22 protein-coding genes are annotated in these 22,837 nt (G+C 65.9%); 9 read left to right on the top strand and 13 right to left on the bottom strand.

Features of this window, described 5'->3' with window-relative positions; all coding sequences use genetic code 11:
• Positions 1–148 precede the first annotated feature (148 nt).
• Both QHC78_RS10185 and QHC78_RS10180 read left to right on the top strand, forming a co-directional pair.
• Positions 149–1,774 carry a peptide chain release factor 3 gene (locus tag QHC78_RS10185; RefSeq protein ID WP_319744062.1) on the top strand — a complete coding sequence of 542 codons (1,626 nt, stop codon included), beginning with the start codon at positions 149–151 and terminating at the stop codon, positions 1,772–1,774.
• 47 nt (positions 1,775–1,821) lie between these two features.
• On the top strand, positions 1,822–2,448 hold the full coding sequence (locus QHC78_RS10180; protein ID WP_319744060.1) for a hypothetical protein: 627 nt from the start codon (positions 1,822–1,824) through the stop codon (positions 2,446–2,448).
• A gap of 407 nt (positions 2,449–2,855) precedes the next feature.
• Here the strand turns inward: QHC78_RS10180 and bfr are convergent, their stop codons facing one another.
• Positions 2,856–3,335, bottom strand: a complete 480-nt coding sequence (gene bfr / locus QHC78_RS10175; protein WP_319744058.1) for a bacterioferritin — start codon at positions 3,333–3,335, stop codon at positions 2,856–2,858.
• Positions 3,336–3,535: 200 nt separating this feature from the next.
• Positions 3,536–3,820: a (2Fe-2S)-binding protein gene (locus tag QHC78_RS10170; protein WP_319744056.1), complete on the bottom strand. Its 285-nt coding sequence runs from the start codon at positions 3,818–3,820 to the stop codon at positions 3,536–3,538.
• A 286-nt stretch (positions 3,821–4,106) separates the two neighbouring features.
• Between QHC78_RS10170 and QHC78_RS10165 the strand changes: the two genes are divergently transcribed.
• Together QHC78_RS10165 and QHC78_RS10160 are read left to right on the top strand one after the other, a co-directional pair.
• The gene (locus tag QHC78_RS10165) at positions 4,107–5,081 is read left to right on the top strand and encodes an amidohydrolase family protein (RefSeq protein WP_319744054.1); all 975 of its coding nucleotides are present in this window, start codon (positions 4,107–4,109) and stop codon (positions 5,079–5,081) included.
• A gap of 70 nt (positions 5,082–5,151) precedes the next feature.
• Positions 5,152–5,919, top strand: coding sequence for a DNA-binding transcriptional regulator (locus QHC78_RS10160; RefSeq protein ID WP_319744052.1), 768 nt, complete (start codon positions 5,152–5,154; stop codon positions 5,917–5,919).
• 31 nt (positions 5,920–5,950) lie between these two features.
• Here QHC78_RS10160 and QHC78_RS10155 read toward each other — a convergent pair whose 3' ends face one another.
• The 5 genes from QHC78_RS10155 to QHC78_RS10135 form a co-directional block, all read right to left on the bottom strand.
• Complete coding sequence (locus QHC78_RS10155; protein ID WP_319744050.1) at positions 5,951–6,808, bottom strand: hypothetical protein; 858 nt, start codon at positions 6,806–6,808, stop codon at positions 5,951–5,953.
• A 28-nt stretch (positions 6,809–6,836) separates the two neighbouring features.
• Positions 6,837–7,592, bottom strand: coding sequence for an HpcH/HpaI aldolase family protein (locus tag QHC78_RS10150; RefSeq protein ID WP_319744048.1), 756 nt, complete (start codon positions 7,590–7,592; stop codon positions 6,837–6,839).
• Positions 7,593–7,627: 35 nt separating this feature from the next.
• On the bottom strand, positions 7,628–8,272 hold the full coding sequence (locus QHC78_RS10145; protein WP_319744047.1) for a flavin reductase family protein: 645 nt from the start codon (positions 8,270–8,272) through the stop codon (positions 7,628–7,630).
• Between the two features lie 149 nt (positions 8,273–8,421).
• On the bottom strand, positions 8,422–9,402 hold the full coding sequence (locus QHC78_RS10140; protein ID WP_319744045.1) for a Bug family tripartite tricarboxylate transporter substrate binding protein: 981 nt from the start codon (positions 9,400–9,402) through the stop codon (positions 8,422–8,424).
• A gap of 374 nt (positions 9,403–9,776) precedes the next feature.
• Positions 9,777–10,769, bottom strand: coding sequence for a ketopantoate reductase family protein (locus QHC78_RS10135; RefSeq protein WP_319744043.1), 993 nt, complete (start codon positions 10,767–10,769; stop codon positions 9,777–9,779).
• A gap of 121 nt (positions 10,770–10,890) precedes the next feature.
• Here QHC78_RS10135 and QHC78_RS10130 point away from each other — a divergent pair, with 121 nt between their 5' ends.
• Positions 10,891–11,790, top strand: coding sequence for an NUDIX hydrolase (locus QHC78_RS10130; protein ID WP_319744041.1), 900 nt, complete (start codon positions 10,891–10,893; stop codon positions 11,788–11,790).
• Here QHC78_RS10130 and QHC78_RS10125 read toward each other — a convergent pair.
• A complete protein-coding gene (locus tag QHC78_RS10125) occupies positions 11,780–12,019 on the bottom strand; it encodes a DUF3717 domain-containing protein (RefSeq protein WP_319744039.1) in 240 nt (79 codons plus the stop codon). The two genes, QHC78_RS10130 and QHC78_RS10125, sit on opposite strands and share 11 nt — an antisense overlap.
• 148 nt (positions 12,020–12,167) lie before the next feature.
• Between QHC78_RS10125 and QHC78_RS10120 the strand changes: the two genes are divergently transcribed.
• Complete coding sequence (locus QHC78_RS10120; RefSeq protein ID WP_319744037.1) at positions 12,168–12,926, top strand: outer membrane lipoprotein; 759 nt, start codon at positions 12,168–12,170, stop codon at positions 12,924–12,926.
• A gap of 22 nt (positions 12,927–12,948) precedes the next feature.
• On the opposite strand, the gene QHC78_RS10115 is transcribed toward QHC78_RS10120, so the two are convergent.
• The gene (locus QHC78_RS10115) at positions 12,949–13,902 is read right to left on the bottom strand and encodes a LysR family transcriptional regulator (protein WP_319744035.1); all 954 of its coding nucleotides are present in this window, start codon (positions 13,900–13,902) and stop codon (positions 12,949–12,951) included.
• A gap of 92 nt (positions 13,903–13,994) precedes the next feature.
• On the opposite strand from QHC78_RS10115, the gene QHC78_RS10110 reads away from it, so the two are divergent.
• A complete protein-coding gene (locus tag QHC78_RS10110) occupies positions 13,995–15,176 on the top strand; it encodes an FAD-dependent monooxygenase (protein ID WP_319744033.1) in 1,182 nt (393 codons plus the stop codon).
• Positions 15,177–15,360: 184 nt separating this feature from the next.
• Positions 15,361–16,344 (top strand): Bug family tripartite tricarboxylate transporter substrate binding protein, encoded by a 984-nt coding sequence (locus QHC78_RS10105; RefSeq protein WP_319744031.1) that lies wholly within the window; start codon positions 15,361–15,363, stop codon positions 16,342–16,344.
• A gap of 39 nt (positions 16,345–16,383) precedes the next feature.
• On the opposite strand, the gene QHC78_RS10100 is transcribed toward QHC78_RS10105, so the two are convergent.
• The 4 genes from QHC78_RS10100 to dprA all read right to left on the bottom strand — a co-directional run bounded on the left by QHC78_RS10100 (position 16,384) and on the right by dprA (position 21,799).
• Complete coding sequence (locus tag QHC78_RS10100) at positions 16,384–16,950, bottom strand: SET domain-containing protein (RefSeq protein ID WP_319744030.1); 567 nt, start codon at positions 16,948–16,950, stop codon at positions 16,384–16,386.
• Between the two features lie 12 nt (positions 16,951–16,962).
• Complete coding sequence (locus QHC78_RS10095; protein WP_319744027.1) at positions 16,963–19,641, bottom strand: DNA topoisomerase III; 2,679 nt, start codon at positions 19,639–19,641, stop codon at positions 16,963–16,965.
• A gap of 420 nt (positions 19,642–20,061) precedes the next feature.
• The gene (locus QHC78_RS10090; RefSeq protein WP_319744026.1) at positions 20,062–20,520 is read right to left on the bottom strand and encodes a Smg family protein; all 459 of its coding nucleotides are present in this window, start codon (positions 20,518–20,520) and stop codon (positions 20,062–20,064) included.
• A gap of 166 nt (positions 20,521–20,686) precedes the next feature.
• Entirely contained in the window at positions 20,687–21,799 is a 1,113-nt protein-coding gene (gene dprA / locus QHC78_RS10085; protein ID WP_319744024.1) for a DNA-processing protein DprA, read from the bottom strand.
• 299 nt (positions 21,800–22,098) lie between these two features.
• Here dprA and def point away from each other — a divergent pair, with 299 nt between their 5' ends.
• Positions 22,099–22,605, top strand: coding sequence for a peptide deformylase (def, locus tag QHC78_RS10080; protein ID WP_319744023.1), 507 nt, complete (start codon positions 22,099–22,101; stop codon positions 22,603–22,605).
• Positions 22,606–22,837 lie beyond the last annotated feature (232 nt).

Here is a 22,837-nt window from a genome sequence, read left to right as displayed (position 1 = left end):
AGAAATTATCTTTAATGGGACTACGCGCTACCAGTCGGGGCGACGTGACCCGGCGTGCGGACGATACGGCCGGGCGCGGGTAACGACGCTGGGAACAAGAGGAAACGGTGCAAGCGGCCGCCTCGGTCTCCAGGTAAAATTCCTGACGATGACCCTCTCCACCGAAGTCGCCCGGCGACGCACCTTCGCTATCATTTCCCACCCCGACGCGGGCAAAACCACGCTGACCGAAAAGCTATTGCTGTTCGCCGGCGCGATCCAGATCGCCGGTAGCGTCAAGGCCAGAAAGGCTTCGCGCCATGCTTCGTCCGACTGGATGGAAATCGAGAAGCAGCGCGGCATCTCGGTCGCCTCGTCGGTCATGCAGATCGAATATCGCGACACGGTCATCAATTTGCTCGATACGCCGGGGCACCAGGATTTTTCGGAAGACACGTACCGGGTGCTGACGGCGGTCGATGCCGCATTGATGGTGATCGACGCGGCCAATGGCGTCGAGCCGCAGACCATACGCTTGCTGCAGGTATGCCGGGCCCGCAACACGCCCATCATCACCTTCGTCAACAAAATGGACCGCGAAGTGCGCGAACCGCTCGACCTCCTGTCCGAGATCGAGTCCCATCTGGGCATGGATGCGGTGCCGTTTGCCTGGCCGGTGGGGATGGGCAAGACTTTCGGCGGGGTTTTCGACATCCGGCGGGACCGGATGCGGGTGTTCCGCGCCGGCAGCGACCGCTTGAGCGACCAGCACGACGAAATCATCGAGGGCATCGATAATCCCGAGATCGCCGAGCGTTTCGGCGCGGCCTTCGAGCAGGCGCGCGGCGAGATCGATCTCATCGCCGGCGCGGCGCCGCCGTTCGACCAGCAGGCCTTCCTGGCCGGCAAGCAGACGCCCGTGTTCTTCGGGTCGGCCATCAACAATTTCGGCGTCCAGGAAGTGCTGGATGCGCTGGTCGAGCACGCACCTGCCCCGGGCCCACGCCATGCGCTGGAACGCGAGGTGCGTCCCGACGAACCTAAGTTCACCGGGGTCGTATTCAAGGTGCAGGCCAACATGGACCCCGCCCATCGCGACAGGGTGGCGTTCGTGCGCGTATGCTCGGGCCGTTTCGAGCGTGGCATGCGGCTGAAAGTCTGCCGCACCGGGAAGGAAACGCGGCCCAATAACGTGGTGTCGTTCCTGTCGCAGCGGCGCGAGCTGCTCGACGAGGCCTATGCTGGCGACGTCATCGGTATTCCCAACCATGGCGTGCTGCAGCTGGGCGACGTGCTGACCGAAGGGGAAGCGCTCCGGTTCACCGGGCTGCCGTTTTTCGCGCCCGAACTGTTCCAGGCGGTGGAAGTGGCGGATCCGCTCAGGACCAAGCAACTGCGTACCGGCCTGACCCAGCTTGGCGAAGAGGGTGCCATCCAGGTATTCCGGCCGGTGGCCGGCGGGCCGCTGCTGCTGGGCGCCGTCGGGCAGCTGCAGTTCGAGGTCGTGGCGCACAGGCTCAAGACCGAGTACGGGGTGGCAGCGCGCATGATGCCGTCGCGCTATTCCATGGCGCGGTGGATTACCGCCGAGAACCCCAAGGACCTGAAGAAGTTCATGGATGCCAACATGCAGCACATCGCCTATGACGTGGTCGAGGCGCCCGCCTTCCTGATCGGGTCCTCGGCGCAGCTGCGGGTGGCGCAGGAGCTTTATCCCAACGTGCAATTCCATGCTTTGCGCGAGCATGGTGGACAGGTGTTCCAGACGCGGGTGGGCGACTCGGCTTTTGCCTGATCGTCGCCCTGGCACTGCGGCCCGGAGCATATCGAAGAGGTGTACCTATGCGTAAGCGCATTTTGATGACCCTGGCCGTGTTGGCCATGGTCGTTCTGGTGGGAGTGTCGTTCGGACTATGGCTGTCCTGGAACGCCCCCGTGGACCGTGCGGCCGAGGCGCCGGACCCCGTCGCCCAGGGCCGCCCGGGCGAGGCCCCCGTGGCTTCCGTGGACCAGCAGGTTTACCTGCCCGAGCCCCCGCAGCCTCGCGTGGACGGGACGCTGGGGGTGCCGTCGCGGCCCGTGCGGCCGAACGATCCCATTCCCATGGTGTCGGCGGCCGATCAGCCGCAGCCGGATACCTTGGTGTCCACCATCGCGCCGGACCTGCAGGGCTTGTCGGCCCCTCCCCCGACGCCGGAAGCCCCGCGTGTCGTGCAGCCGTCGTCACAGGTGGTGACGGTGCTGGCCGGCGGCAACGGCCCGGGCGAACCGCCGCGTACGTCCGAGCCCGCGCCGGCCGCCCCCGGCCAGGAATCCTGGATCAACGCGCTGCGGTCCGAACTGGCACGCTGTGCGTCGCAAGGGGTGGTCGGCCGCGGGATATGCACCGAGCAGGCGCGATGGAAGTACTGTAATCCGGGTAACCACTGGGGCCGCGTGCCCGAGTGCCCGGCCACCGGCAACAACTGACGCCGGCTGCGCTAGGGCGTTTTCCCTCCGGTCGCCGGGTCCTCGTCATCCGGCTCGTCGTCGTCATCGTCGAACTCGTCGTCGAGCGCGCTGTCTTCGTCGTCCGGCTCGCCGTCTCGCCGTCTCCGTCGCCGTCCTCCGGTTCCAACTCGTCGCCACCCCCGGCGCCTGGCGCGTCCTTTTCCTCGCGGGGCAAGTCCGCCGCGGGCATTTTCCGGTTCTCATCCTTGAGTATGTCGTCGATATGCTTGGAAATGGGATTGCTGCCGCCGGTGATAGCCATGGACGCCTCCTATAGGTGACACCAGCGGCCAGCAAGTTGTATTCCGCCATTCGGTGTCATCCCGGCGCGGACAAGAAAAAGCCCCGGCTGGCGGGGCTTGAAGCAATTCGGGACGGGGGGTGGCTCAATCGCCGTGTTCGTCCATCTGGGACTGCAGGTAGTTCTGGATGCCAACCTGGTCGACCAACCCGATCTGCGTTTCCAGGTAATCGATGTGTTCCTCGGTGTCGTCCAGGATGTCCTGGAGGAGATCCCGGGATACATAGTCGCGCACACTTTCGCAGTAGGCGATGGCCTCTTTCAGCGTGGCTTGCGAAGCCAGCTCGAGCTTGAGGTCGCAATCCAGGATTTCGGGGACGTTCTCGCCGATGAGCAGCTTGTGCAGGTCTTGCAGATTGGGCAGCCCGTCCAGCATGAAGATGCGCTGGATGAGGCGGTCGGCGTGCTTCATTTCCTCGATGGACTCGTCGTACTCGTGCTTGCCCATCTTGCCGAGGCCCCAGTGCTTGAGCATGCGCGCATGCAGGAAGTACTGGTTGATTGCGGTCAGCTCATTGGTGAGCTGCTTGTTGAGATACTGGATGACGGTCTTGTCGCCTTTCATGCTTTTCCCCTGCAGATTCCTGGATGGTGCAAGGTTAGCATTGTTGGACGTATGGTCGGCAGACCGCACGTCCGTCTGTAATGGGCTAGAAAAGCGACAAGCGAAACCGCTATGAGAACGGTTTGCGAAACGTGGGGTAGTTCGGAGCCGGAGTGACCGCTTGCTGCGACGGAACGGCGCCCTTAGGGAAGGGCGCCCTTTTACGCTGCCTTGGCGATGACGTGAACGGGGAAGCGGCGCGTGGAGGCACCGGACACACCGGCTTCGACCGCGGCGGGGTGGCCCCCTTGGTCCATGGCGGCTTCATAGGCGTGTTCGCAGCCGCTGGCTCCCGTGGGCAAGTACTGGCAGGCCGTTTCGGCGCACGAGCCGCAGCAGGTGGCGACGCCTAGGTCGAATTGCAGGTCGGCCAAGGTGACGGAGCCGGATGCCACGCTGTTGCGCACCTGGCGTTCGGTAATCGCGTTGCAGACACAAACGTACATGGCAGGCACGTTGCGGCGGGCAGGCCACCGCGTCAGGGGTCGTAATGAGATTAATTATCGATAATATTCTCAAGTCATGCAAGCGGCTTCGCCGCACATATCGAATCTCGCTTGAAACGGCTTTGCGCCCTGGCGCCGCCACACCGGAGTTACGCATTCGATGCATCACGGATGCAGTGCAAAACAGCTTTTCTCCTAGCGAAAAGTCTAAGAAAACCGGGTGCGGGCGTCCAGCCATGGCGATAAAGTCGCCCTGCCTACTGCAGTCAATACAGAAGAGTTGGATATGACCCAAGTTAAGCAAGACCCGACGGCGACCGTTGCTTCGAGCCGGCCGCTGCTGTTCGATTCGCACGCCCATCTGGTGGCGGACGACCAGGTCCGCTATCCCCGCAATCCCATGACCCGTCCGTCGAGCGCGCCCCCGCGGCCGCCCGGGGTCATCGGCAAGCCGGGCGGCAAGCACGGTCCCAACCCCATCAACGAGGTGCCGGACGTCAGCCGCATGCTGGTCTGGATGAAGGAAGAGAACGTGGACGGCGCCGTAGCGGTGCAAAAGCGCATGATCTATCGCTACGACAACAGCTACATCCTCGATTCGTCGGACGCCCATCCGGACATCTTCTCGGCGGTAGTGATCCTGGACGCGGAAGACTCCGCGACGCCGGGGCTGGTGCGCACCTACATCGAGAAGCACGGCCTGGCCGGCGTACGCTTGTTCGGCGGCCGCGAGGCCGACGGCAGCATGCCGTGGCTGAACTCGCCGCAGGCGCTCAAGACCTGGGACGTGGCCGAGGAATTCGGCCTGGTCATCGATCTGGAAGTGCTGGCCATCGGCGGGGGCGGCCCCTCGGTGCCGGCGATCGTGGAACTGGCGCGGCGCTATCCGAACGTGCGCATCGTGCTCGATCACCTGCTCGAACCCGAGGCGACCGAAGGCGAGCATTTCGGGCTGGACGAGCGTTTCGAGAAGCTGGCGCACGAGAAGAACATCTTCTTCAAGTTCACCTCCATCAACCTGGACGAGTACCGCGAGGCCGACGTGCCGGCCGAGAAGGTGCTGCGCCGCGCCGTCGACATGTTCGGTGCCGACCACATCATGTGGGGCTCGGACATCGGCACCTCCTCGGGTACCTACAAGGAGATGGTGCAGCGCATGATCGACGCGTCGGTGCTGCTGACCGACGACGAGAAGCGGGCGGTCTGGCACGATACCGGCAAGCGCGTGTTCGTCAAGGGCGGTACCCGCCGCGCGGGGTAGGGTTCCTGGGCTGGTCGGCGGGACGATGCGATAATCGCCGGCCAGCGCCCTTTCGCCACGGAGGCCCGCCGTGCCGTCATTCCCGCCCGTTCAGGCCGTGGTTCGCACGATCGAACTGCTGCAGGCCTTGAACCGCCAGCCGGTGTCCACGCTGGATGTGCTGTATAAGCAGACGGGCATACCCAAGCCTTCCCTCATCCGGCTGCTCGAGTCCCTGGCCTCCAAGGGGCTGGTGCGTCATGCGCCGCAGTATGGCGCCTACTACCTGACGTCCCTGGTCAATACGCTGTCCTCGGGCTATCACAGCGAGCCGCGTATCGTCGAGGCCGCGCGGCCGCGCCTGGATGCGTTGACCGAGGCCATCAAATGGCCATTGGCCATCGCGGTGTTCGACACCGACGCGATGGTCGTACGCTACAGCACGATTCCCCATTCCCCGCTGTCGCTGCTGCATTCCACCATCAATATGCGGCTGAGCCTGGTCAGCCGGGCGATCGGACGAGCCTACCTGGCCTTCTGCGACGAAGACGAGCGCCAGACCATCCTGTCGCTGCTGCAGCAGTCGACGAACCCGGAGGATGCGCCGGCGCGCGACCGGGAATCGGTGCAGCGGATGATTGAACAGACGCGTGCGCAAGGCTATGCCTTGCGCGATCCCTCGGTGCGTCCCGTCTCCGGTACGTTGGCCGTGCCGGTTTTCGACGGCAAGCACGTGGTCGCCTCGTTCGGCATGACGTGGTTTGCTTCGACGCTCACCAACGAGCAGGTGGTCGAACGCTACCTGGACCAGCTGCTGGAAGTTTCCCACGCTATCTCGGACGACCTGGCCAAGCTGTAGCTGGCCAGGCTCGCGATGCCGGGCGGCTGCCTCAGGACGCCGTGGCCGGCTCGGGCATGGGATATTCGTCCGCATTGCAGACCAGCCCGGGCCTGTTCGAGAAGTCCAGGCGCGGAGGGCCGAAAATGTCGATCAGCCAGCAGTCGCCTTCGCTGACATTGCGGCTGGTATGCACGACCTTGGCGGGCATGACCGTCACCGAAGGGCTGCCGATCTCGACGTGTTCGTCTTCCTTCCACATGTCCATGTCGGGCGTCCATGGCCAGCGCAGGGAGTGCACGTAGGTGCCTTCCACCACCAGCGACGCCTGTTCGAAATCGGCATGGCTGTGGGGGCTGAGCTTGTGGATGTCGCGCGGCACCAGGCGCTTGGCGAGCACGTTGATCATCAGGTTGGTGGTGCGGAAGATGCGCATGTTGGTGTCCGGCCGCGCATAGTCGGCCAACACGTAGTGGCGCAGCTTGAACCCGGCGGGCGGGTCGGGCCAGGAGACCAGTGGCGCGACTTCCGGCGCGCCGTCGGCATAGACGGCGTTGTTGGCCGAGGCCTCGACCAGATCGGTGGCGTGCTTGGAAAACACCCGCACGAGGGTGCCGGCGGCCGTGGCTTCGACGCGGCTGGCGCCGGGCGGTACGATGGTGAGCGTTTCCGCCGCGGCGTCGATGTGCTCGCCACCGGCCTGGATGCGCGCGCCGCCCTTGTGCACGAAGACGAAGTACTCGTCGGGGTTGTCGTCGCGCGCCAGCACGGCGCCCGGTTCGACCTGGGAAACGGCGACGACGAAGTTGGCCGCGCGCGTCAGCCACGTGCGCGCCCCTGCCGTTTCTTGCTGCGGGGCGGTTTCGTAGAGCGCGGCGTAGGTCGCCGGACGTGGTAGTCGGGTTGTCATGGCTTCACCTTTTTGGATATGGGGCGCTTCAGCCGCGCGGCCGGCCGGCGCCAACGGCCACCGATTGCGCGCCTTGGCGCAGCAGGGATTGATCGGAACCAATTACGAACCAGGTCACGCCCTGGGCGGCGAATTCGTCGCGCTCGGCGGCGTTGCCGACGAACATCGCGGCGATCTTGCCGGCGTCCAGCGCGGCGCGCACGATGCGCGCGGTGGCTTCCAGCACGGCGGGGCTGCGCGAGCCTTGCTCGCCCATCGACAGGGAAAGATCGGCGCGTCCCACGAAAAGCCCGCTCACGCCAGGCACGGCCGCGATGCTTTCCACGTTGGCCAGCCCTTCGACGCTTTCGATCTGGCACAGCACCAGGGACTGGTCGCCCGCCTCTTGGGCCTGCTGGTAACTCATGGTGCCGTAGCCCGCCGCGCGGGGCGAACTGGAGAAGCCGCGCACGCCGCCCTGGTAGCGCGCCCGGGACACGATCAATGCCGCCTGCTCGGCCGTATCCACATGCGGCACGACGATGCCCGCCGCGCCGAGGTCCAGGGTGGACAGGATGGTGGCAGGCTCGAAATCGGGGATGCGCACGTACAGCGGCAGCCGCGCTGCGCGTCCCGCCAGCATCATCAGGTCCAGCGATGTGCGGTCGAAGGGCGCGTGTTCCGCGTCCAGCACGCCGAAATCCAGCGCCGTGGTGCCGAGGATCTCCACCACGTGCGGCGATACGGTCTTGATGAATGTCCCGGCCTGCACTGGCCGGTCCGTTTCGGAAGATGAGCGCGTCATCGTTCAATCCTTCATAAGCTTTGATCAGGGAGCGCCTAGGATTGCTCCGGGGAAGAGTCGCCCACGGGGGGCGACTGCAGCATGGGCCGATGGAAAATCTCGCCCAGGCCCGCGTAATACGGCCCGCCCAGGCGGCCGATCGGCCGCATCGCCACCGCGTCCACGTGGCGGCCGTTATAGATGCTCTCGGACAAGTGAAAAGCCACTACCTCTCCGATATAGAGCGTATTGAGCCCGCGCCCCAGCGGCAGTACGTGCTCGAGCCGGCATTCCATCTGGATGGGCGTGGCCGGTATGCGCGGCGCGCGTACCACGACACTGGGCGCGAGTTCTATCCCGAGCGCCTGCGGTTCGCCGATCTCCGCCGGATAGTCGGCGCCGGTTGCGTGCATGAGGTCGAGCGTGGCTTCGGTGGCGACGTTCACCACGAATTCGCCGGTTTCCTTGATGTTGCGCGCGGTGTCCTTGAGCTCGCCTTTGCGCGAGCCTATGTTCACCGCCAGCATGGGGGGACTGTGCGCCACATAGTTGTACGAACTGAACGGCGCGGCGTTGACCCGGCCCGATGCGTCCTGGGTGGTGATCCAGGCTACCGGCCGGGGCGCCACACAGCCTACGATCAGGCGGTAGGCTTCCTCGGTGCTCATGCCCTCGGTTTTCAGTGTTACGAATCCGGTCATGTCCTGGCTCCCCTGGGCGCCCGCGCCCCGGCCGCCACACTGGCCGGATGGACGGTCCGATTGCAAACGGCGATGTACCGCATAAGTCGATCTTCCTCGATGTCGCTGCCTGCCCGCCGCCGGCGGAGGGTGGGCAGACGGGTGAAACCTCAGTCCAGCTGGATGTTGGCAGCCTCGATCACGCGTTGCCATTTGGCGCTTTCGACCTTCATCAGCGAGCCGAGCTCCTCGGGCGTGCCGCCGCCTACCACTGCACCGAACTGCTCGAGCTTGGCGCGTCCTTCGGGCGAATCCAACACCAGGTTGATCTCGCGATTGAGCTTGTCGATGATGGGGCGGGGCATGCCGGCCGGACCGGCCACGGCAAACCATACCGAGGCTTCGACGTCGAAGCCTTGCTCGATGGCCGTGGGCACCTCCGGTGTACCCGGGAAGCGCTGCTTGGAGGTCACGGCCAGGCCGTTCATCTTGCCGCCCTGGATTTGGGGGATGAAGGCGGTGATGGGCGCGACGATGCCTTGGATGGAACCGCCCAGGAGGTCGGTCATGGCCGGCGTATCGCCCTTGTAGGGCACGCCGAGGAACTCCGTCTTGGTGTTGTGGCGCAGCAGTTCGTAGGCCAGGTGGCCGATGGTGCCGTTGCCCGGATTGCCGATCGAATACTTGCCCGGCGCGGCCTTGGCCAGCGCGATGAATTCCTTCAGGTTCTTGGCCGGCACCTTGTCGGTGGAGACCACGACCAGCGGGATCTCGCCCACCAGCACCACCGGCGCCAGGTCCTTGGCCGGGTCGTACGGCATGGACTTGTACAGGTATTTGTTATTGGCCAGCGGTCCCGAGGTGGTCAGCGTGAGCGTATAGCCATCGGGCGCGGCCTTGGCGACCATATCGGTGCCGATGTTGCCGCCGGCGCCCGGGCGGTTGTCGACCACGAATTGCTGCCCCAGTTTCTGGCCCAGCCGCTCGGCGATCAGGCGCGCGACGACGTCCGTGCTGCCCCCCGCGGGAAACGGGACGACCAGCCGGACGGGCTTGCTCGGCCATGACGAGGCGTCATCCTTGGCGCAGGCAGCGGTAGCCCCGATTGCCACGATGGCAGCCGTGCAGGCGAAAAAGCGACTGTGTTTCATGAGAGTCTCCGGTCTTTCGTATTGAAAAGTGCGCGTATCCGACGCGGGGACATCAGACCGCGTGGCAGGCGGAGCCGCGACGATGCGCAGGCCAAGAGCCGCGGTCAGCGTCGGCATGGGGGCGTCGTAGCAAGGAACGGGGCCACGGTGGCGCGGCCAGCCGCCGCGCGGCACGGCCGCCGGCGTTATTCGGGGGCCACCGGGCGGACGACGAAGGAACGGTCGTGGGAACTTCGCGGTAAATCGACATCGCATGCCGCCGTCTGCCGGCGCTACGTACTGACGTTATGCTGGCAGGATGCTGCGGCGGCGGCCGCGGTTCAAGCGAAGTTTTGGCGGTTTTCGCCTATAGAAAAGTTGGTGCCGGACCGGCGTCAGCCGGGATACAGGCCCAGCATGCGCGCCCGCATCCGCGCTAGCGCATAGACGGCGTCCAGGGCTGGCGTGGGGAAGCGCATGGCGCCGGCGGCTTCGACCAGCGCGCCCAGGATGCTGTCGATCTCCACCGGGCGGCCGGCTTCCACGTCCTGCAACATCGAGGTCTTGACGTGGCCCAGGCTGCGGGTGAACGCGATGCGGTCGCGCGACGACACTTGCGTCGACAATCCCAGCCGGGATCCCAGGGCCAGCGCCTCCTCCATCATGGCGACGAACAGATCGTGCAGGCGGGAATCGTCGATCATGACGTCCGTATGGGCGCCCGTCAGCATGCTGACGGGATTGAAGCAGGCATTGCCGAGCAGCTTGGTCCAGATGTCGGTGCGCACGTCGGCGCTGGCCGATGCATTGAAGCCGGCCCGGCTGAACAGGGCGGCCACGGTCTCGGCGCGCGCGCTCGTCCCGCCGCCCGGCTCGCCGAACACCAGCCTGTCGCCCGAGGCGTGACGGGACAGCCCCGGTTCGGGCGTGGATGCCGACGCGAACACGACGGCGCCCAGCACCTGGGGCAGCGGCAGGTGGGTCTCGATGGCGCCTTCGGGGTCTACGCTGCGCAGCCTCGTGCCTGCCAGCGGCTGGCCCGGGGCGAGGAAGAACCACCACGGAATGCCGTTGAGCGCCGGGATGACGATCGTATCGGCCCCGACCATCGGCGCGATGCTTCGCGCCACTTCAGGCAGCGCCGGTGCCTTGACCGTAATGATGACGATATCCTGCGGGCCGAGTTCGGCGGCATCGTCGCTTGCCCGGACAGGCGGCGCCATGCGTTGTCCCTGGGATTCCAGCCGCATGCCATGCGTGCGCAGGGCCTCCAGCGTCCGGCCGCGCGCCAGTACCGAGATGGCGTTGCCGGCGTGGGCCAGGCGTCCGGCGAACAGGCCGCCTATGGCGCCGGCGCCGACGATGCAGATGCGGGGGTGCTCGATCATGCTGTTCCTCTTGCTGGACCATGGGCGCGTCGACCGGCGCCCCCGGCATCTTACCCGACCCGACCCGGTTCACTTTCGCTTACCAAGGCTTCTTCCGCACCGGGCCCGGAGTTCCGGCACAATGAGGATCCCATTGTGGATATTCACGAACTGGATGAACGTATTCGACTCGATATCGGCCCGGGCGCAGTCCGATCCGCCGCCCGGCGCCCACCGGTTGCGCATCGCCGGCCACGATTGCGGCTGGGTGGCCCAGGACGCGCTCCGATGGCTGGCCCCGTTCAAGGACGAGGTCTCGATCGGGACCGGGATGGTACGGATGCTTCCCGCGCTGGAATCTGCCCCGCCTTCGGACGACCGGAGGACGGCGGTCAGCGAATTACTGTCCCGTATTGCGCAGGCGCTTTTCGAGGCCGGCCGGCTCAACGGCTGGCGTAACGAACTCCTGGACGTCGTCGCCGAGGACGGCGTGGTCCTCGGGGTGATCGAGCGCGCGGCGGTGCGGCCGCTGGGCATCGCTACCCATGCGGTGCACCTGAATGCGTGGACGGACAGCGGACAGCTTTGGATTGCCCAGCGCTCGTTTACCAAGACGACCGACCCGGGGATGTGGGATACGCTGGTAGGCGGACTGATCAGCGCGGCCGAAACGCCGGAGACCGCGCTGCTCCGCGAGAGCTGGGAAGAAGCCGGCCTGTTGCCCCATCACTTGAAAGATGCGCGCCGCAGCGGGACGTTCCAGGTGCGGCGTATATTGCCCGAGGGCTACCAGATCGAGAACGTGACGGTGGTCGATACCGTGCTGGGCCCGGAAGTCGTGCCCGAGAACCAGGACGGTGAAGTGGCGGCCCTGCGTACCGCGACTCCGCAAGAAGTAATCGACATGGTCGCCGAAGGGCTGTTTACCCTGGAAGCGGCCCTTGCCATGAAAACCAGCCTGGGCCCGCTGGCATTGGCAGCGTCCGGCGCGGTGCCGGCCGAGGCCGCCGTCGTGGACGAAACGGCCCGCGTCAGTCTTTGACCGATGCGGCAGGCGGCCGGCGCGCCTGCAGCCAGGCCCTCAGCGCTTCCTGCGCCGGGGCCGGCATCTGGGCCACGTCCGTGCTGCGCCGGCGGCCCATGATCATGGCGGCGTAGGGCACGGCCAGCGCTGCCGCTTCCGCGCACAGCGTGCGTTCTTCCCCCTGGGATGGCTTGCGGGCGCGCCAGTAATTGATGGCGTCTTCGAGTTCAGTCAGCGTGATCTCCATGCGGCCCATTCTGGCAGACTTTGGCGGCCGCCGGCAGAAACATTCAGTCAATTCCGATACACAAAGGCAGGTCCCGGCGCGGACAGGGAAACACCCTGGAAACCGGCTTGGATGTACCTTACGTGAATCTTACGTGCGGAGCAGCACCATGTTTTCAGGTACTTCTTCTCGTCTTTCTTCCAGCCCCCGCGGCCGCCTCGCGCGCGCGTTTCCCGCCATGAAGGGGGCGGCGGCGCTGCATCCCCTGGTGGCTGCCGCGGCGGTCAGCCTCATCGTCCTGTCGGCGGTGGGCGTGGGCGTCCTGACCGGGCTGCTGCCCTCGCCCTTGGCCAAGTCGGCGCCGGACCAGGCGTTGGCCGAGGCGGACCGTCCCTCGGTGGGCGGCCGCGATTTCGGCAAGGCGGCGGCATATGCCCCTGCCGATAAGCGGGCGGGAGACGAGAAGCAGGTGTCCGCGGAGCGCAGTCCGCGGGCAAGCAGCCAGCCGGCGCCGGTCTACCGGGAGCCAGCCCGCCCGGTCGCGGCGGCGTGCAGCAATTGCGGCGTTGTCCAAAGCGTACGTACCATCCAGGCGCCGGGCCGCGGCACCGGCCTAGGCGCGGTAGGGGGCGGCGTCGTAGGCGGCGTGCTGGGCAACCAGATCGGCGGTGGCAGCGGCCGTACTGCATTTACCGTGCTGGGCGCCATCGGCGGCGCGTTCGCCGGCAACGAAGTCGAGAAACGAGTGCGTACGACCACGCAATACGAGATGACCGTACGCATGGACGACGGCAGCGTGCGTACCTTCCACAGCGCTTCGCCCTACCCCTGGCGCAGTGGCGATCCGGTGCGCGTCGTGAATGGATCGGTGGTCTCGCGCAATGCCGGTTCCAGCGCCCAGGCCGTGCGTGTCAGCGAGTACCAATGACGCTATAGACGCCGCGTAGGCGTCAGCGTGGCTCGGGTCCGCCTGGCGTAGCCAGCGCTGCAGGCGGCTCGTTGCGCTGGAACAGGGATTGCATCGCCGCCCGCAGCCAGCGGTTCAGGGCATCGTGGTGGTAGCGCTTGTGCCAGTGCTGGCGCAGCGGAAAAACGGGCGAATGGAACGGCAGCGGATGGATGCGCACGTTGCGCGGTGCCAGCGTGCGCGCGACTTCGAGCGGTACGGTGGCCAGCAAATCCGTTTGCGCCACGATGCCCAGCAGCGCGATGAAATGCGGAACGCATAGGCGGATGCGCGGTTGCGGGGCGCCCGCCGCTTGCCGGGAACGTTCCAATACCTCCATGCTTCGCAGGGCCGTGTGCGCCGAAATGTGCGGCGCCTCGAGGTAGCGCGCCAGCGTCAGCTTGCGGCCGACATGCGGATTACCGGTCCGCGCGATGCAGACAAAGCTGCTGGTAGACAGCTGTTGCTGGTAGTAGTTGTCCTTGGTCAGGTCAGGGAAATACCCCATGGCCAAGTCCACCTCTCCGCATGCCATGGCCTCCTCCAGGCGATCCGGTGTCAGCGATACGACCTTGAACGTCATGTTCGGCGCGATGGCGTCCATCAGCTTCAGTATGCGGGGCATGTAGTACATCTCGCCGATGTCGGTCATGCAAAAGCGGATTTCCCGCGTGGACGTGGCCGGATCGAAATGCGGTGTGCCCAGCACCTGGCTCTCCAGCATCTCCAGCATTTGCCGGATCGGGCCCGACACCACGATCGCTCTGGGCGTGGGTTGCATTTCGTTGTTGACGCGCACGAACAGCGGGTCGTCCAGGAGCTGGCGCAGCCGGTTCAGGCTGTGGCTGATGGTGGGCTGGCTGGTGCCCATGGCGTGCGCCGCCAGGGTGACGCTGCGTGCGCGAAACACCGCGTCGAAGGTCCGCAGCAACTGAAAATCGACACTGTCCGAATTCAATTTCTTAATACCTTGTATGAGGTTGATCGGATTGAGTGCTTCGCTTCGCGGCTCCTAAGATAAATCAAACGAATAAGCAGCCAGAGAGGCACATGGAGACAAGCACTGCACGGCAGGCCGGCGAAGTCCTGATCGCCGGCGGCGGGATAGGTGGCGTCGCCGCCGCGCTTGCGCTGGCACGCCGCGGTTACCGGGCGAGGGTTCTGGAGCGTTCCGCCGAACTGGGGGAAATCGGCTACGGCTTGCAGCTGGGGCCCAACGCCTACCGGATGCTGGAACAGTTCGGCGTGGCCGGCCAGCTGGCCGACAAGGCCTTTTTTCCGCGCAACCTGCGCGTCCGGGATGCCATCGACGACCGGGAGCTGACCTGCATGCCGCTGGGCGACGCCTTCCTGGCGCGTTTCGGCTATCCGTACTGCGTCATCCATCGCAGCGACCTGCACCAGATCTTGCTGGACGCCGTACGGCACGAGCCCGGCGTGGTGATCGAAACCTCGCGCGCGGTCGACGCCTTCACACAGGATGCCGACGGCGTCACCGTGACCTGCGAGGACGGCAGCCGCTACGAGGGCATGGCCCTGATCGGGGCGGACGGACTGCGTTCCCGCGTGCGTGCGATGGTGCTCGACGATGGCGCGCCCTGCGTGGCGGGGCAGGTCGCGTACCGCGGCGTGGTACCCATCGAGGACGTGGACGATCGCAGTCATGCGGACGACGTGGTGTTGTGGGTCGGGCCTAACCTGCACCTCGTCCAATACAGGCTCAAGGGCGGCCGGGTCATGAACAACGTCGCCGTCGTCGAGGATCCGGACCTGCGCGCGGGACGCATCCAGACCATCGAGCCGGCACGCATGGAGCAGATGTTCGAGGTCTGCAGCCCGTCGATCCGCAGAATGCTGAACTTCGTTTCCAAGGAGCGCCATTGGGTTTTGCACGACCGCGACCCCCGGCCCGGATGGTCCCGGGGACGCGTCACGCTGCTGGGGGACGCCGCGCATCCCGCGCTGCAATACATGGCCCAGGGCGCCTGTATGGCGCTGGAAGACGCGCACGTGCTGGCGCAGTCGCTGGCCGGCACCGTTTTGCCGCCTGATGCCCTGCAGCAATACGAAGCCGCGCGTTTCTTGCGCACGGCCCGGGTGCAACTGACCTCGCGCTTTTTTTGCCGGGTCTGCCATGCCGAAGGCGGCGCCCGCCTCGTGCGCAACGCGTTGCTGGCGCAACGGCCGCGCGACAGCTATTTCGAGATCGACTGGCTGTATCGCGGCATTTGAGGAGAGGGCATGAGTGTGCAAGTCGGCGGCAGCGCCGGCGCGGTCGTGTTTGCGTCCAGCAACCGGCCGGTCCAGGACAGCCGCGGGTCCGGCGGGAACGTCTGCCGTGATCCATGGAGGCACCCGCCGCTGATCCATCGGGTTTTGAAACCTATAACAAGCAGTACACGGAGGAGGTCAGAAGATGAACAGAAGAGGATTCCTGCTGGGGGGGTTGGGGTGGGCGGGCGGCGCGATGACGGGCGCCACCCACGCGGCGCAGCGCGCCAGTGCCTGGCCCGTGAAGCCGGTGCGGCTGGTCGTGCCCTTCCCGGGCGGCTCCGCCCCCGACGTCATCGTGCGGCACATCGGCACGGTGCTCACCGACACATGGAAGCAGTCGGTCATCATCGACAACCGCCCGGGCGGCAGCGGCGTCATCGGCCTGAACAACCTGCTTACCTCGCCCGTGGACGATCACAGCTTCGCGTTTACCCAGGGTTCGGCCATTTCCATCGTGCCGCGAACCATCAAGAACGTTCCATTCGACATGGAACGCGACTTTGTCCCGGTGTCGTTCAGCGTGCTGGCGCCGCTGGCGATCGCCGTGCCGCCAGACTCTCCGTTCAGGACGATGGCCGATCTGTTCGCCGCCGCGCGCCGTAAGAACGAAAGTGTCTCGATCGCGGATGTGGGCACGTATTCCTATCCTCACCTGGCGGGCGAATTCATGGGGCTCAATGCCGGCGTGAAGTTCTTGCACGTGCACTTCCAGGGAGGCCCGCCGGCCATCCAGGCCACCATCGGCGGCCACACGCAGGCGGTCATCGAGGGCATGGGACCGCTCTATCCGCACGTGCAGGCGGGGCGTTTGCGTGTGCTGGGCTCGTTCGGCGGCGAGGTCTACCCGGGGCTGGAAGGCGTGGAGCTCGTGTCGGCCACCGCGCCGGGGACCGTGATCGACGGCTGGTTTGCCACCATCGCCCGCAGGGGGACCTCGGCGCCGGTCATCCGGGCGATGAACAACGCGCTGAACGTGGCCATGGACGCCCCGGTGGTGCAGAAGGCGATGAAGGAGCAGATCCTGTTCGCCCACAAGGGACCGCCCGAGGATCTGGTCAAATGGATCGAACAGGAAAACGCCAAATGGGGGCCGGTGATGGACAAGCTGGGCATCCGGCCCGAATGACCTGCCGGCGGGAGCGACACCCCCTCTTCGCGCCCCAGGCTAGGCGCTGCGTCCGGCGCGCCGCCGCTTGAGCGCAAGCATCGTGCCCCGGCACGAGGGTGCACCGCACAGGCAACGGTAGTTCTTCTTGAGCGTGGGCGTGATCCGCTCGTCGATCACCAGGCCGTAGTCGTAGTTGAGTTCCTCGCCCCGGTCGATGGGACGCAGGGAGACGATGAAGACCCTGCCATCGTCGGTTTCTTCCGCTTCGCAGTTGGGCTCGCAGCAGTGGTTGATCCAGCGGGCGTCGTTGCCTTGGCTGCCGCCGTCGATGACCTTGCCGCTTTCCAGCGAGAAGAAGAAGGTGTGGTACGGGTCGTCCGGATTGACCGGGTGGCGGCGGTCGGCCTCGGCGGCGGTAATGCGTTCACCGGCGTACTCGATGATGCGGGTGCCGGCCGGAATCTTGCGCGCGGCAAAGACACCGGTGCCGTGCACGCGCGACCGCCGGACGGTATACCAGGATTTGCCCCCGGGGACCGGATCGACGCCTGCTTTTTCGGCCGCGGCCGGTTCGGCGGCGGGAGTCTTGCGCGCCCGGCTGGGCGTTTTTTTCTTCGAGGTCATGGACGAAAAGGCTTAACTGGGAGTTTTTACGGCCGTTTTGCGAGCGGCCTTCTTGGCAGGGGCTTTCTTCGCAGCGGTCTTGGTTGCCGGTGTTTTCTTGGCTGCCGCCTTCTTGGCCGGTGCCTTTTTGACTGCCGCCTTTTTGGCTGCTGCCTTTTTCGCCGGGGCGGCCGCCTCGTCGCCGGTGGCAGCGGTTTTCCTGGCCGCTGCCTTGCCGGCGGCACCCGCTTCGGCCGCCTTGCCGCCCTTGGCCGGGCGCGGTTCGAACTCGAAGCCGACCTTGCCGTCCGGTTGCCTGACGAGGAAGGCCTTGAATTTGCGGTTGGTGCGGCTCGACACGAAGTTTTGCAGCAGGTCGGTGCGGCCTTCGGTCAGGAGCTTGCCCATCTGCTCGGCCGTGATCTCCTGCTGCAGGATCACCTTCCCGGACCGGAAATCGCAAGTGCGCTCCGGGCCCACCGACTTTTCGCAGACGTAGCTCATGCCGTGCTCGAACACGCGCGCGCCGCACTTCGGGCAGGGCCCCACCGGCGTGTGGCCGGAAAAATCTACCGCCTCGGTCGCGTCATCGTCATCCTGGCCGAAATCGAACTCGAGCTTGTAGTCGCCGGTAATGCGCAGGATGGCCGAAAAGGGCCGGCCCATCTTGCTGATGAAACCATTGAGCGGGCCGATTTCGCGCTTGGCCAACAGCTCTTCCACTTCCTGCAATTCGAAGGTGCGGCCGCCCGGATGCTTGCTGATCGAAAAGTCGCAGGCCGTGCAGGCATAGCGCCGGTAGTTTTCTTTGACCACGCTGCCGCATTTGGGGCAAGGCGTCTTCAGCGTGGCATAGTCGCCGGGCACCGTGTCGCGGTCGTATTCCTTGGCGCGCTTGACGATGACCTGGGTCATCTGCGCGATCTCGCGCATGAAGGCCTCGCGCGGCAGTTGCCCTCGTTCGATCTGCGCCAGCTTGTGTTCCCATTCGCCGGTAAGCTCGGGCGAGGTCAGTTCGTCCACGTCGAGCCCCGACAGCAGCGTCATCAGCTGGCGCGCCTTGGCGGTGGGCACGAGCTCACGCCCTTCGCGGCGCAGGTAGCCTTCGTTGATCAGCCCTTCGATAATGCCCGCGCGTGTGGCCGGGGTGCCCAGGCCGCGCGCCGACATGGCCTCGCGCAATTCTTCGTCGTCCACCAGCTTGCCGGCGCCTTCCATGGCCGACAGCAGCGTGGCTTCGGTAAACCGTGCGGGCGGCTTGGTCGCCAGGCCCACGGCTTCGATTTCTTCCGTGCGGACGTGCTCGCCAGGCGCCACCGGCACCAGGTTGGCATCCTCGCCCTGCGCATCGCGGCCGTAGATGGCCATCCAGCCCGGGTTGACCAGCACCTTGCCTTCGGTCTTGAAGTGATGCCCGGCTACCTCGGTGATGCGGGTCGTGACCAGGAACTCGGCCGCCGGGAAGAACACGGCCAGGAAGCGCTTGACCACCATGTCATAGAGCTTGGCCTCGGCTTCGCTCAGCTCCCGCGGCGCCTGCAGCGTGGGAATGATGGCGAAGTGGTCCGACACCTTCTTGTTGTCGAAGACCCGGCGGTTGGGCTTGACCCAGTCGCTATTCAGGATCTGCGTGGCGAATGGCGCATAGGTCGGCCGGTTGGCCGCCAGCGTCTGCATGGTCTGGCGCACCGTGGACAGATAGTCTTCCGGCAGGTAGCGCGAATCGGTCCGCGGGTAGGTGAGCGCCTTGTGGCGTTCGTACAGGGTCTGGGCCAGCGCCAGCGTGGTCTTGGCCGAGAAACCGAAACGCGAGTTCGCTTCGCGTTGCAGCGTGGTCAGGTCGTACAGCAGGCCCGACAGCTGCGTGGTGGGTTTGGATTCCTCGGTGACCGACCCCGTGCGCTCGCGGCAGGCGGCCACCACGGATTCGGCGGCGGCCTTGGTCCAAAGGCGCGAATCGCGCTTTTCCGGGTCCTGCGGATCCTTGACGTGCTTGGGATCGAACCACCTGCCTTCGTACAGGCCAGCGGCTGCGACGAACTGCGCCCGGACTTCCCAGTAGTCGCGCGGGACAAACTGGCGAATGCGCTCCTCGCGTTCGGACACGATAGCCAGGGTAGGCGTCTGGACGCGGCCCACGGTGGTCTTGAAAAAGCCGCCGTCCTTGCTGTTGAAGGCCGTCATGGCCCGCGTGCCGTTGATGCCCACCAGCCAGTCCGCCTCGGCGCGCGAGCGCGCGGCCGCTTCCAGCGGACGCAGCGCGGTGTCGCTGCGCAGGTCGGCGAAAGCCTCGCGTATGGCCTGCTGGGTCATCGATTGCAGCCACAGGCGCCTGATGGGCTTGTTGGTCTTCGAGTACTGCACGATGTAACGGAAGATCAGCTCGCCCTCGCGTCCCGCGTCACAGGCGTTGATGAGCGCGTCGACGTCCTTGCGCTTGATCAGGCGCACCAGCAGGCGCAGCCGTTCTTCGGAGCGCTTGTCCGCGGGCCCCAGTTCGAACTCGGGCGGAATGACCGGCAAGTGCGTGAAGCTCCACTTGCCTTTCACCGGATCGTTGGGCGCCACGAGCGTGAGCAAGTGCCCCACGCTGGACGCGAGCACGTAGTCGTCGCTTTCGAAATAGTCACCTTCGCGCTTGAAACCGCCCAGCGCGCGGGAAATGTCCAGCGCAACCGAGGGTTTCTCGGCGATGATCAGAGTTTTGCCCATTGACTTCCAGTTGAACGGAGCCGACGCATAGGAATAGTGCGTCAAAGCGCCGGATAATACGGGGGGATTTTTATGAAGTGCAAGTCGGGCCTGTGCCGCGGAAGGCAAAAAACACCCCATTTTTGCCGCCGCACGCCCCTTTACGACACGCTTTCCACCTTCCAGCGCCCCGCAAAAAAGCCGCCCGCAAGTCCCGGTCCTGCCTGCTTCAGCGAGCGCGGGCCCCTGAACAGACCGCCCAACCTAGGCTCCGTTCCAATCGAACGTCAGCCGCCGCTACCTCGTGGGTTTCCAGGGCACAGCGGATCCGGCCTTGCCGGTCCGCCAGTGCCGCCCCAAGGCGAGTCCCGGCCCCCTTGGGGGGCTACCGCGTAGCGCCTGGGGACTTGCCATGCCGGGCGCGTAAGCGCGTAGGGGGGATTAATGTATTTGTCTAGCGCTGCCGTCTTCCAGCAGCTCTTCCAGGATCAGGTTGTCGATCTCGGTTTCCTGGCTCCAGAGGACCATCAAGACGATGATCTTCAGCTTGTCCAGGGGTACGGGCGATTCGCCCAGCGCGAAGGCGCGGTCGATCACGATCTCGCGCAGGGGGGACGACAGCACGCCCGCCGACTCGAGGAAGGCGATGAAGCCGACGGCTTCCGAGCCGAGGTGGCGATATTCCGCCTCGGCGTAGATCCGACAGCCAGTGCTGGGAACGAGGGCGAGATCAACACAACGATGAGTAGATTCGGCGAGGCCGGACAACCAGGTCAGTGCGTCGTCGATCTCATCGTCTTCGAAGCCGGCGGCGGCGAGCTTGCGCGCCAGCGTTTCCGGGTCCGGGCACGCTTCCGGCGTGTAGTAGTTCTCGAAGAGGTAGACGAGAATTTCAAACATAAGTCAGCGTGTAATGCTGGATCCACTGTACGCTGAAACGCATCCCTAGGCAAATGACCGGGCATTCCTCGCTCATGCGTTGCGCGGGGAGTACATTCCGGCGGCGCGGCAGTTTGGAAGGTGACCGCAGCACCCGGAATCCGGGGTCCCATGCGAGGCCCATGCGTCACGGTGCGGCGCGGCGCTGGTAGCGTCCGCCGTCGAGCCGGACGACACGGCCTTGCAGTTCCAGCTCCAGCAGCCGGGCCTGCAGCTCGGGAATCGCCAGTTCCGCGCGCGCGGCCAAGGTGTCGAGGTGCACCGGACCGTATCCGAGGGCCGTCAACAGCGCGTCGTGGGGGAGCGAAGCGTCCGGCGCTGTTTCCGGCGCGATGGCGGCCGGCGTGCCTTGCAGCTCATCCAGGATGTCCTGGGCCGATTCGACCAGCTTGGCGCCTTGTCGTATCAGTGTGTGACACCCTCGCGACAAAGGGGAATGGATGGACCCCGGTATCGCGAACACTTCGCGGCCCGTGTCCGCGGCCAGCCGGGCGGTAATGAGCGAGCCGCTGCGTGCGGCCGCTTCGGCAACCAGCGTGCCGCGCGCCAGTCCCGCCACCAGCCGGTTGCGGCGGGGAAACTGGTGAGGCAGCGCGGGACTGCCCAGCGGAAACTCCGAAAGTATGGCGCCCGCCGCGGCAATCCGGCGCGAGAGGTCCCGGTTGCGGGCCGGATAGACCACGTCGGCGCCTGTTCCCACGACGGCGACCGTGCCGCCCGTCCCCTCGGCCTCCAGCGCGCCCTCATGGGCGGCGGTGTCTATACCCAGTGCCATTCCGCTGACGATGCACCAACCTTGCCGGCCCAGGTGGCGGGCAAAGGCGCGCGCGTTGGCAAGCCCTTCGGGCGTGGCATGGCGAGCCCCTACGATGGCAATGGCCGGATGCGCCAGGCGCGTGGGGTCGCCCGCCACGTATAGCACCGGAGGCGGATCATGGATATCGAGCAGGGCCTGGGGGTAGCCGGCATCGGCCAGCGTCAGCAAGTGATGGCCGGGTGCCTCCGCCCAGCGCAGCGTGCGCTCGATGGCGGCAGACAGATCGGCCGACGGCGGGCCCGCCACGCGGCCGGCGAGCGGCGCAGGCAGGGCGTCGGCCAGTACCTGGGGCGGCAGGGCGAAAATCTGCTGAGGCGGCCCCCATCGTTTCAGCAGCTCCCGGGCGACGGCGGCTCCGATGCCGGGTTCCAGGGTGAGCCGCAGCCAGGCGGACAGTTCTTCCGGGGTTTGTGTGAGGGGCATACGAGCGGGGACGAGGGTGCGGCGCCAGGGGGCGGGCCGCCGGGCGATATGTAACCACGCCGGGGAAGGCTCCTGGCGTTTCCGGTCGGACCGGATTGTCCGCGACCGGTGTATGTCCGGCGGAACTGGCGTCCCGGGCTTCTGTCCTTCTATATATATTGTCTGTCGCCACGGGGCCACGGGGCCACGGAAGCCTCGGGGCCAAGCCGGGACCTATGGTATCTTGGCTCTTGGATTCCGGCCGTTCGGCCCCACTTATTCCATGACGACGCCCGTCGCGGGGCGCGCGCTACATAACCATGGCATTGCTACCCATACTCCACTATCCCGACCCACGGCTGCACAAGAAGGCCAAGCCGGTGGCCGTGGTCGACGACCGTATCCGCGGAATCGTCCGCGACATGGCCGAGACCATGTACGCGGCGCCGGGTATCGGGCTGGCGGCTACGCAGGTCGACATCCACGAGCGCATCGTGGTGATCGACGTTTCCGAGCAGAACGACGATCTGCTGGTGCTCATCAATCCCGTCATCACCTGGAAAAGCGAAGAAACCCAGGTCTACGAGGAAGGCTGCCTTTCGGTGCCCGGCATCTACGACGAGGTCAAGCGTTCGTCCCGGATCAAGGTCGAAGCCACCAACGAACAGGGCGAGCGCTATGAGTTCGATGCCGAGGGCCTGCTTGCCGTGTGCGTCCAGCACGAGCTGGATCACCTCGACGGCAAGGTTTTCGTCGAATATCTCTCTCCCCTCAAGCAAAGCCGAATCAAGACCAAGCTGCGCAAGCTGGAACGGCAGAGCGCCTAGCCAAGCCGCGGACGCGCCCGCTCGAGCGGCGGGCGCCGCACGGCGCTGATCGAGCCTTCCCCACGACCTCCGTGAGAGACCCTCTCTCCACGGTATCATTCCCTTCTCTCTGATTAACAACAGGCCTCCATCCCCCGTGGGCGACAGGATGACCCGCGCCGCGCCGGCCGCCCTGACCCGGAGGCCGCTCTGCAGCGGACCCCCATCCAGGGCACAGCGGATCCGGCTCCGC

Source organism: Pigmentiphaga sp. (genome assembly GCF_033795525.1).
GTDB lineage: Bacteria > Pseudomonadota > Gammaproteobacteria > Burkholderiales > Burkholderiaceae_B > Pigmentiphaga.
This window is presented reverse-complemented; position numbering and strand designations above follow the sequence as displayed.

Coding starts and splice junctions, on each gene's coding strand:
- QHC78_RS10180 (WP_319744060.1), top strand. CDS start 1,822: ATGCGTAAGCGCATTTTGATGACCCTGGCCGTGTTGGCCATGGTCGTT.
- QHC78_RS10120 (WP_319744037.1), top strand. CDS start 12,168: ATGTTTTCAGGTACTTCTTCTCGTCTTTCTTCCAGCCCCCGCGGCCGC.
- dprA (WP_319744024.1), bottom strand. CDS start 21,799: ATGCCCCTCACACAAACCCCGGAAGAACTGTCCGCCTGGCTGCGGCTC.
- QHC78_RS10100 (WP_319744030.1), bottom strand. CDS start 16,950: ATGACCTCGAAGAAAAAAACGCCCAGCCGGGCGCGCAAGACTCCCGCC.
- QHC78_RS10090 (WP_319744026.1), bottom strand. CDS start 20,520: ATGTTTGAAATTCTCGTCTACCTCTTCGAGAACTACTACACGCCGGAA.
- QHC78_RS10130 (WP_319744041.1), top strand. CDS start 10,891: ATGAGGATCCCATTGTGGATATTCACGAACTGGATGAACGTATTCGAC.
- QHC78_RS10105 (WP_319744031.1), top strand. CDS start 15,361: ATGAACAGAAGAGGATTCCTGCTGGGGGGGTTGGGGTGGGCGGGCGGC.
- QHC78_RS10185 (WP_319744062.1), top strand. CDS start 149: ATGACCCTCTCCACCGAAGTCGCCCGGCGACGCACCTTCGCTATCATT.
- QHC78_RS10150 (WP_319744048.1), bottom strand. CDS start 7,592: ATGACGCGCTCATCTTCCGAAACGGACCGGCCAGTGCAGGCCGGGACA.
- QHC78_RS10140 (WP_319744045.1), bottom strand. CDS start 9,402: ATGAAACACAGTCGCTTTTTCGCCTGCACGGCTGCCATCGTGGCAATC.
- bfr (WP_319744058.1), bottom strand. CDS start 3,335: ATGAAAGGCGACAAGACCGTCATCCAGTATCTCAACAAGCAGCTCACC.
- QHC78_RS10095 (WP_319744027.1), bottom strand. CDS start 19,641: ATGGGCAAAACTCTGATCATCGCCGAGAAACCCTCGGTTGCGCTGGAC.
- QHC78_RS10165 (WP_319744054.1), top strand. CDS start 4,107: ATGACCCAAGTTAAGCAAGACCCGACGGCGACCGTTGCTTCGAGCCGG.
- QHC78_RS10155 (WP_319744050.1), bottom strand. CDS start 6,808: ATGACAACCCGACTACCACGTCCGGCGACCTACGCCGCGCTCTACGAA.
- QHC78_RS10170 (WP_319744056.1), bottom strand. CDS start 3,820: ATGTACGTTTGTGTCTGCAACGCGATTACCGAACGCCAGGTGCGCAAC.
- QHC78_RS10135 (WP_319744043.1), bottom strand. CDS start 10,769: ATGATCGAGCACCCCCGCATCTGCATCGTCGGCGCCGGCGCCATAGGC.
- QHC78_RS10145 (WP_319744047.1), bottom strand. CDS start 8,272: ATGACCGGATTCGTAACACTGAAAACCGAGGGCATGAGCACCGAGGAA.
- def (WP_319744023.1), top strand. CDS start 22,099: ATGGCATTGCTACCCATACTCCACTATCCCGACCCACGGCTGCACAAG.
- QHC78_RS10110 (WP_319744033.1), top strand. CDS start 13,995: ATGGAGACAAGCACTGCACGGCAGGCCGGCGAAGTCCTGATCGCCGGC.
- QHC78_RS10125 (WP_319744039.1), bottom strand. CDS start 12,019: ATGGAGATCACGCTGACTGAACTCGAAGACGCCATCAATTACTGGCGC.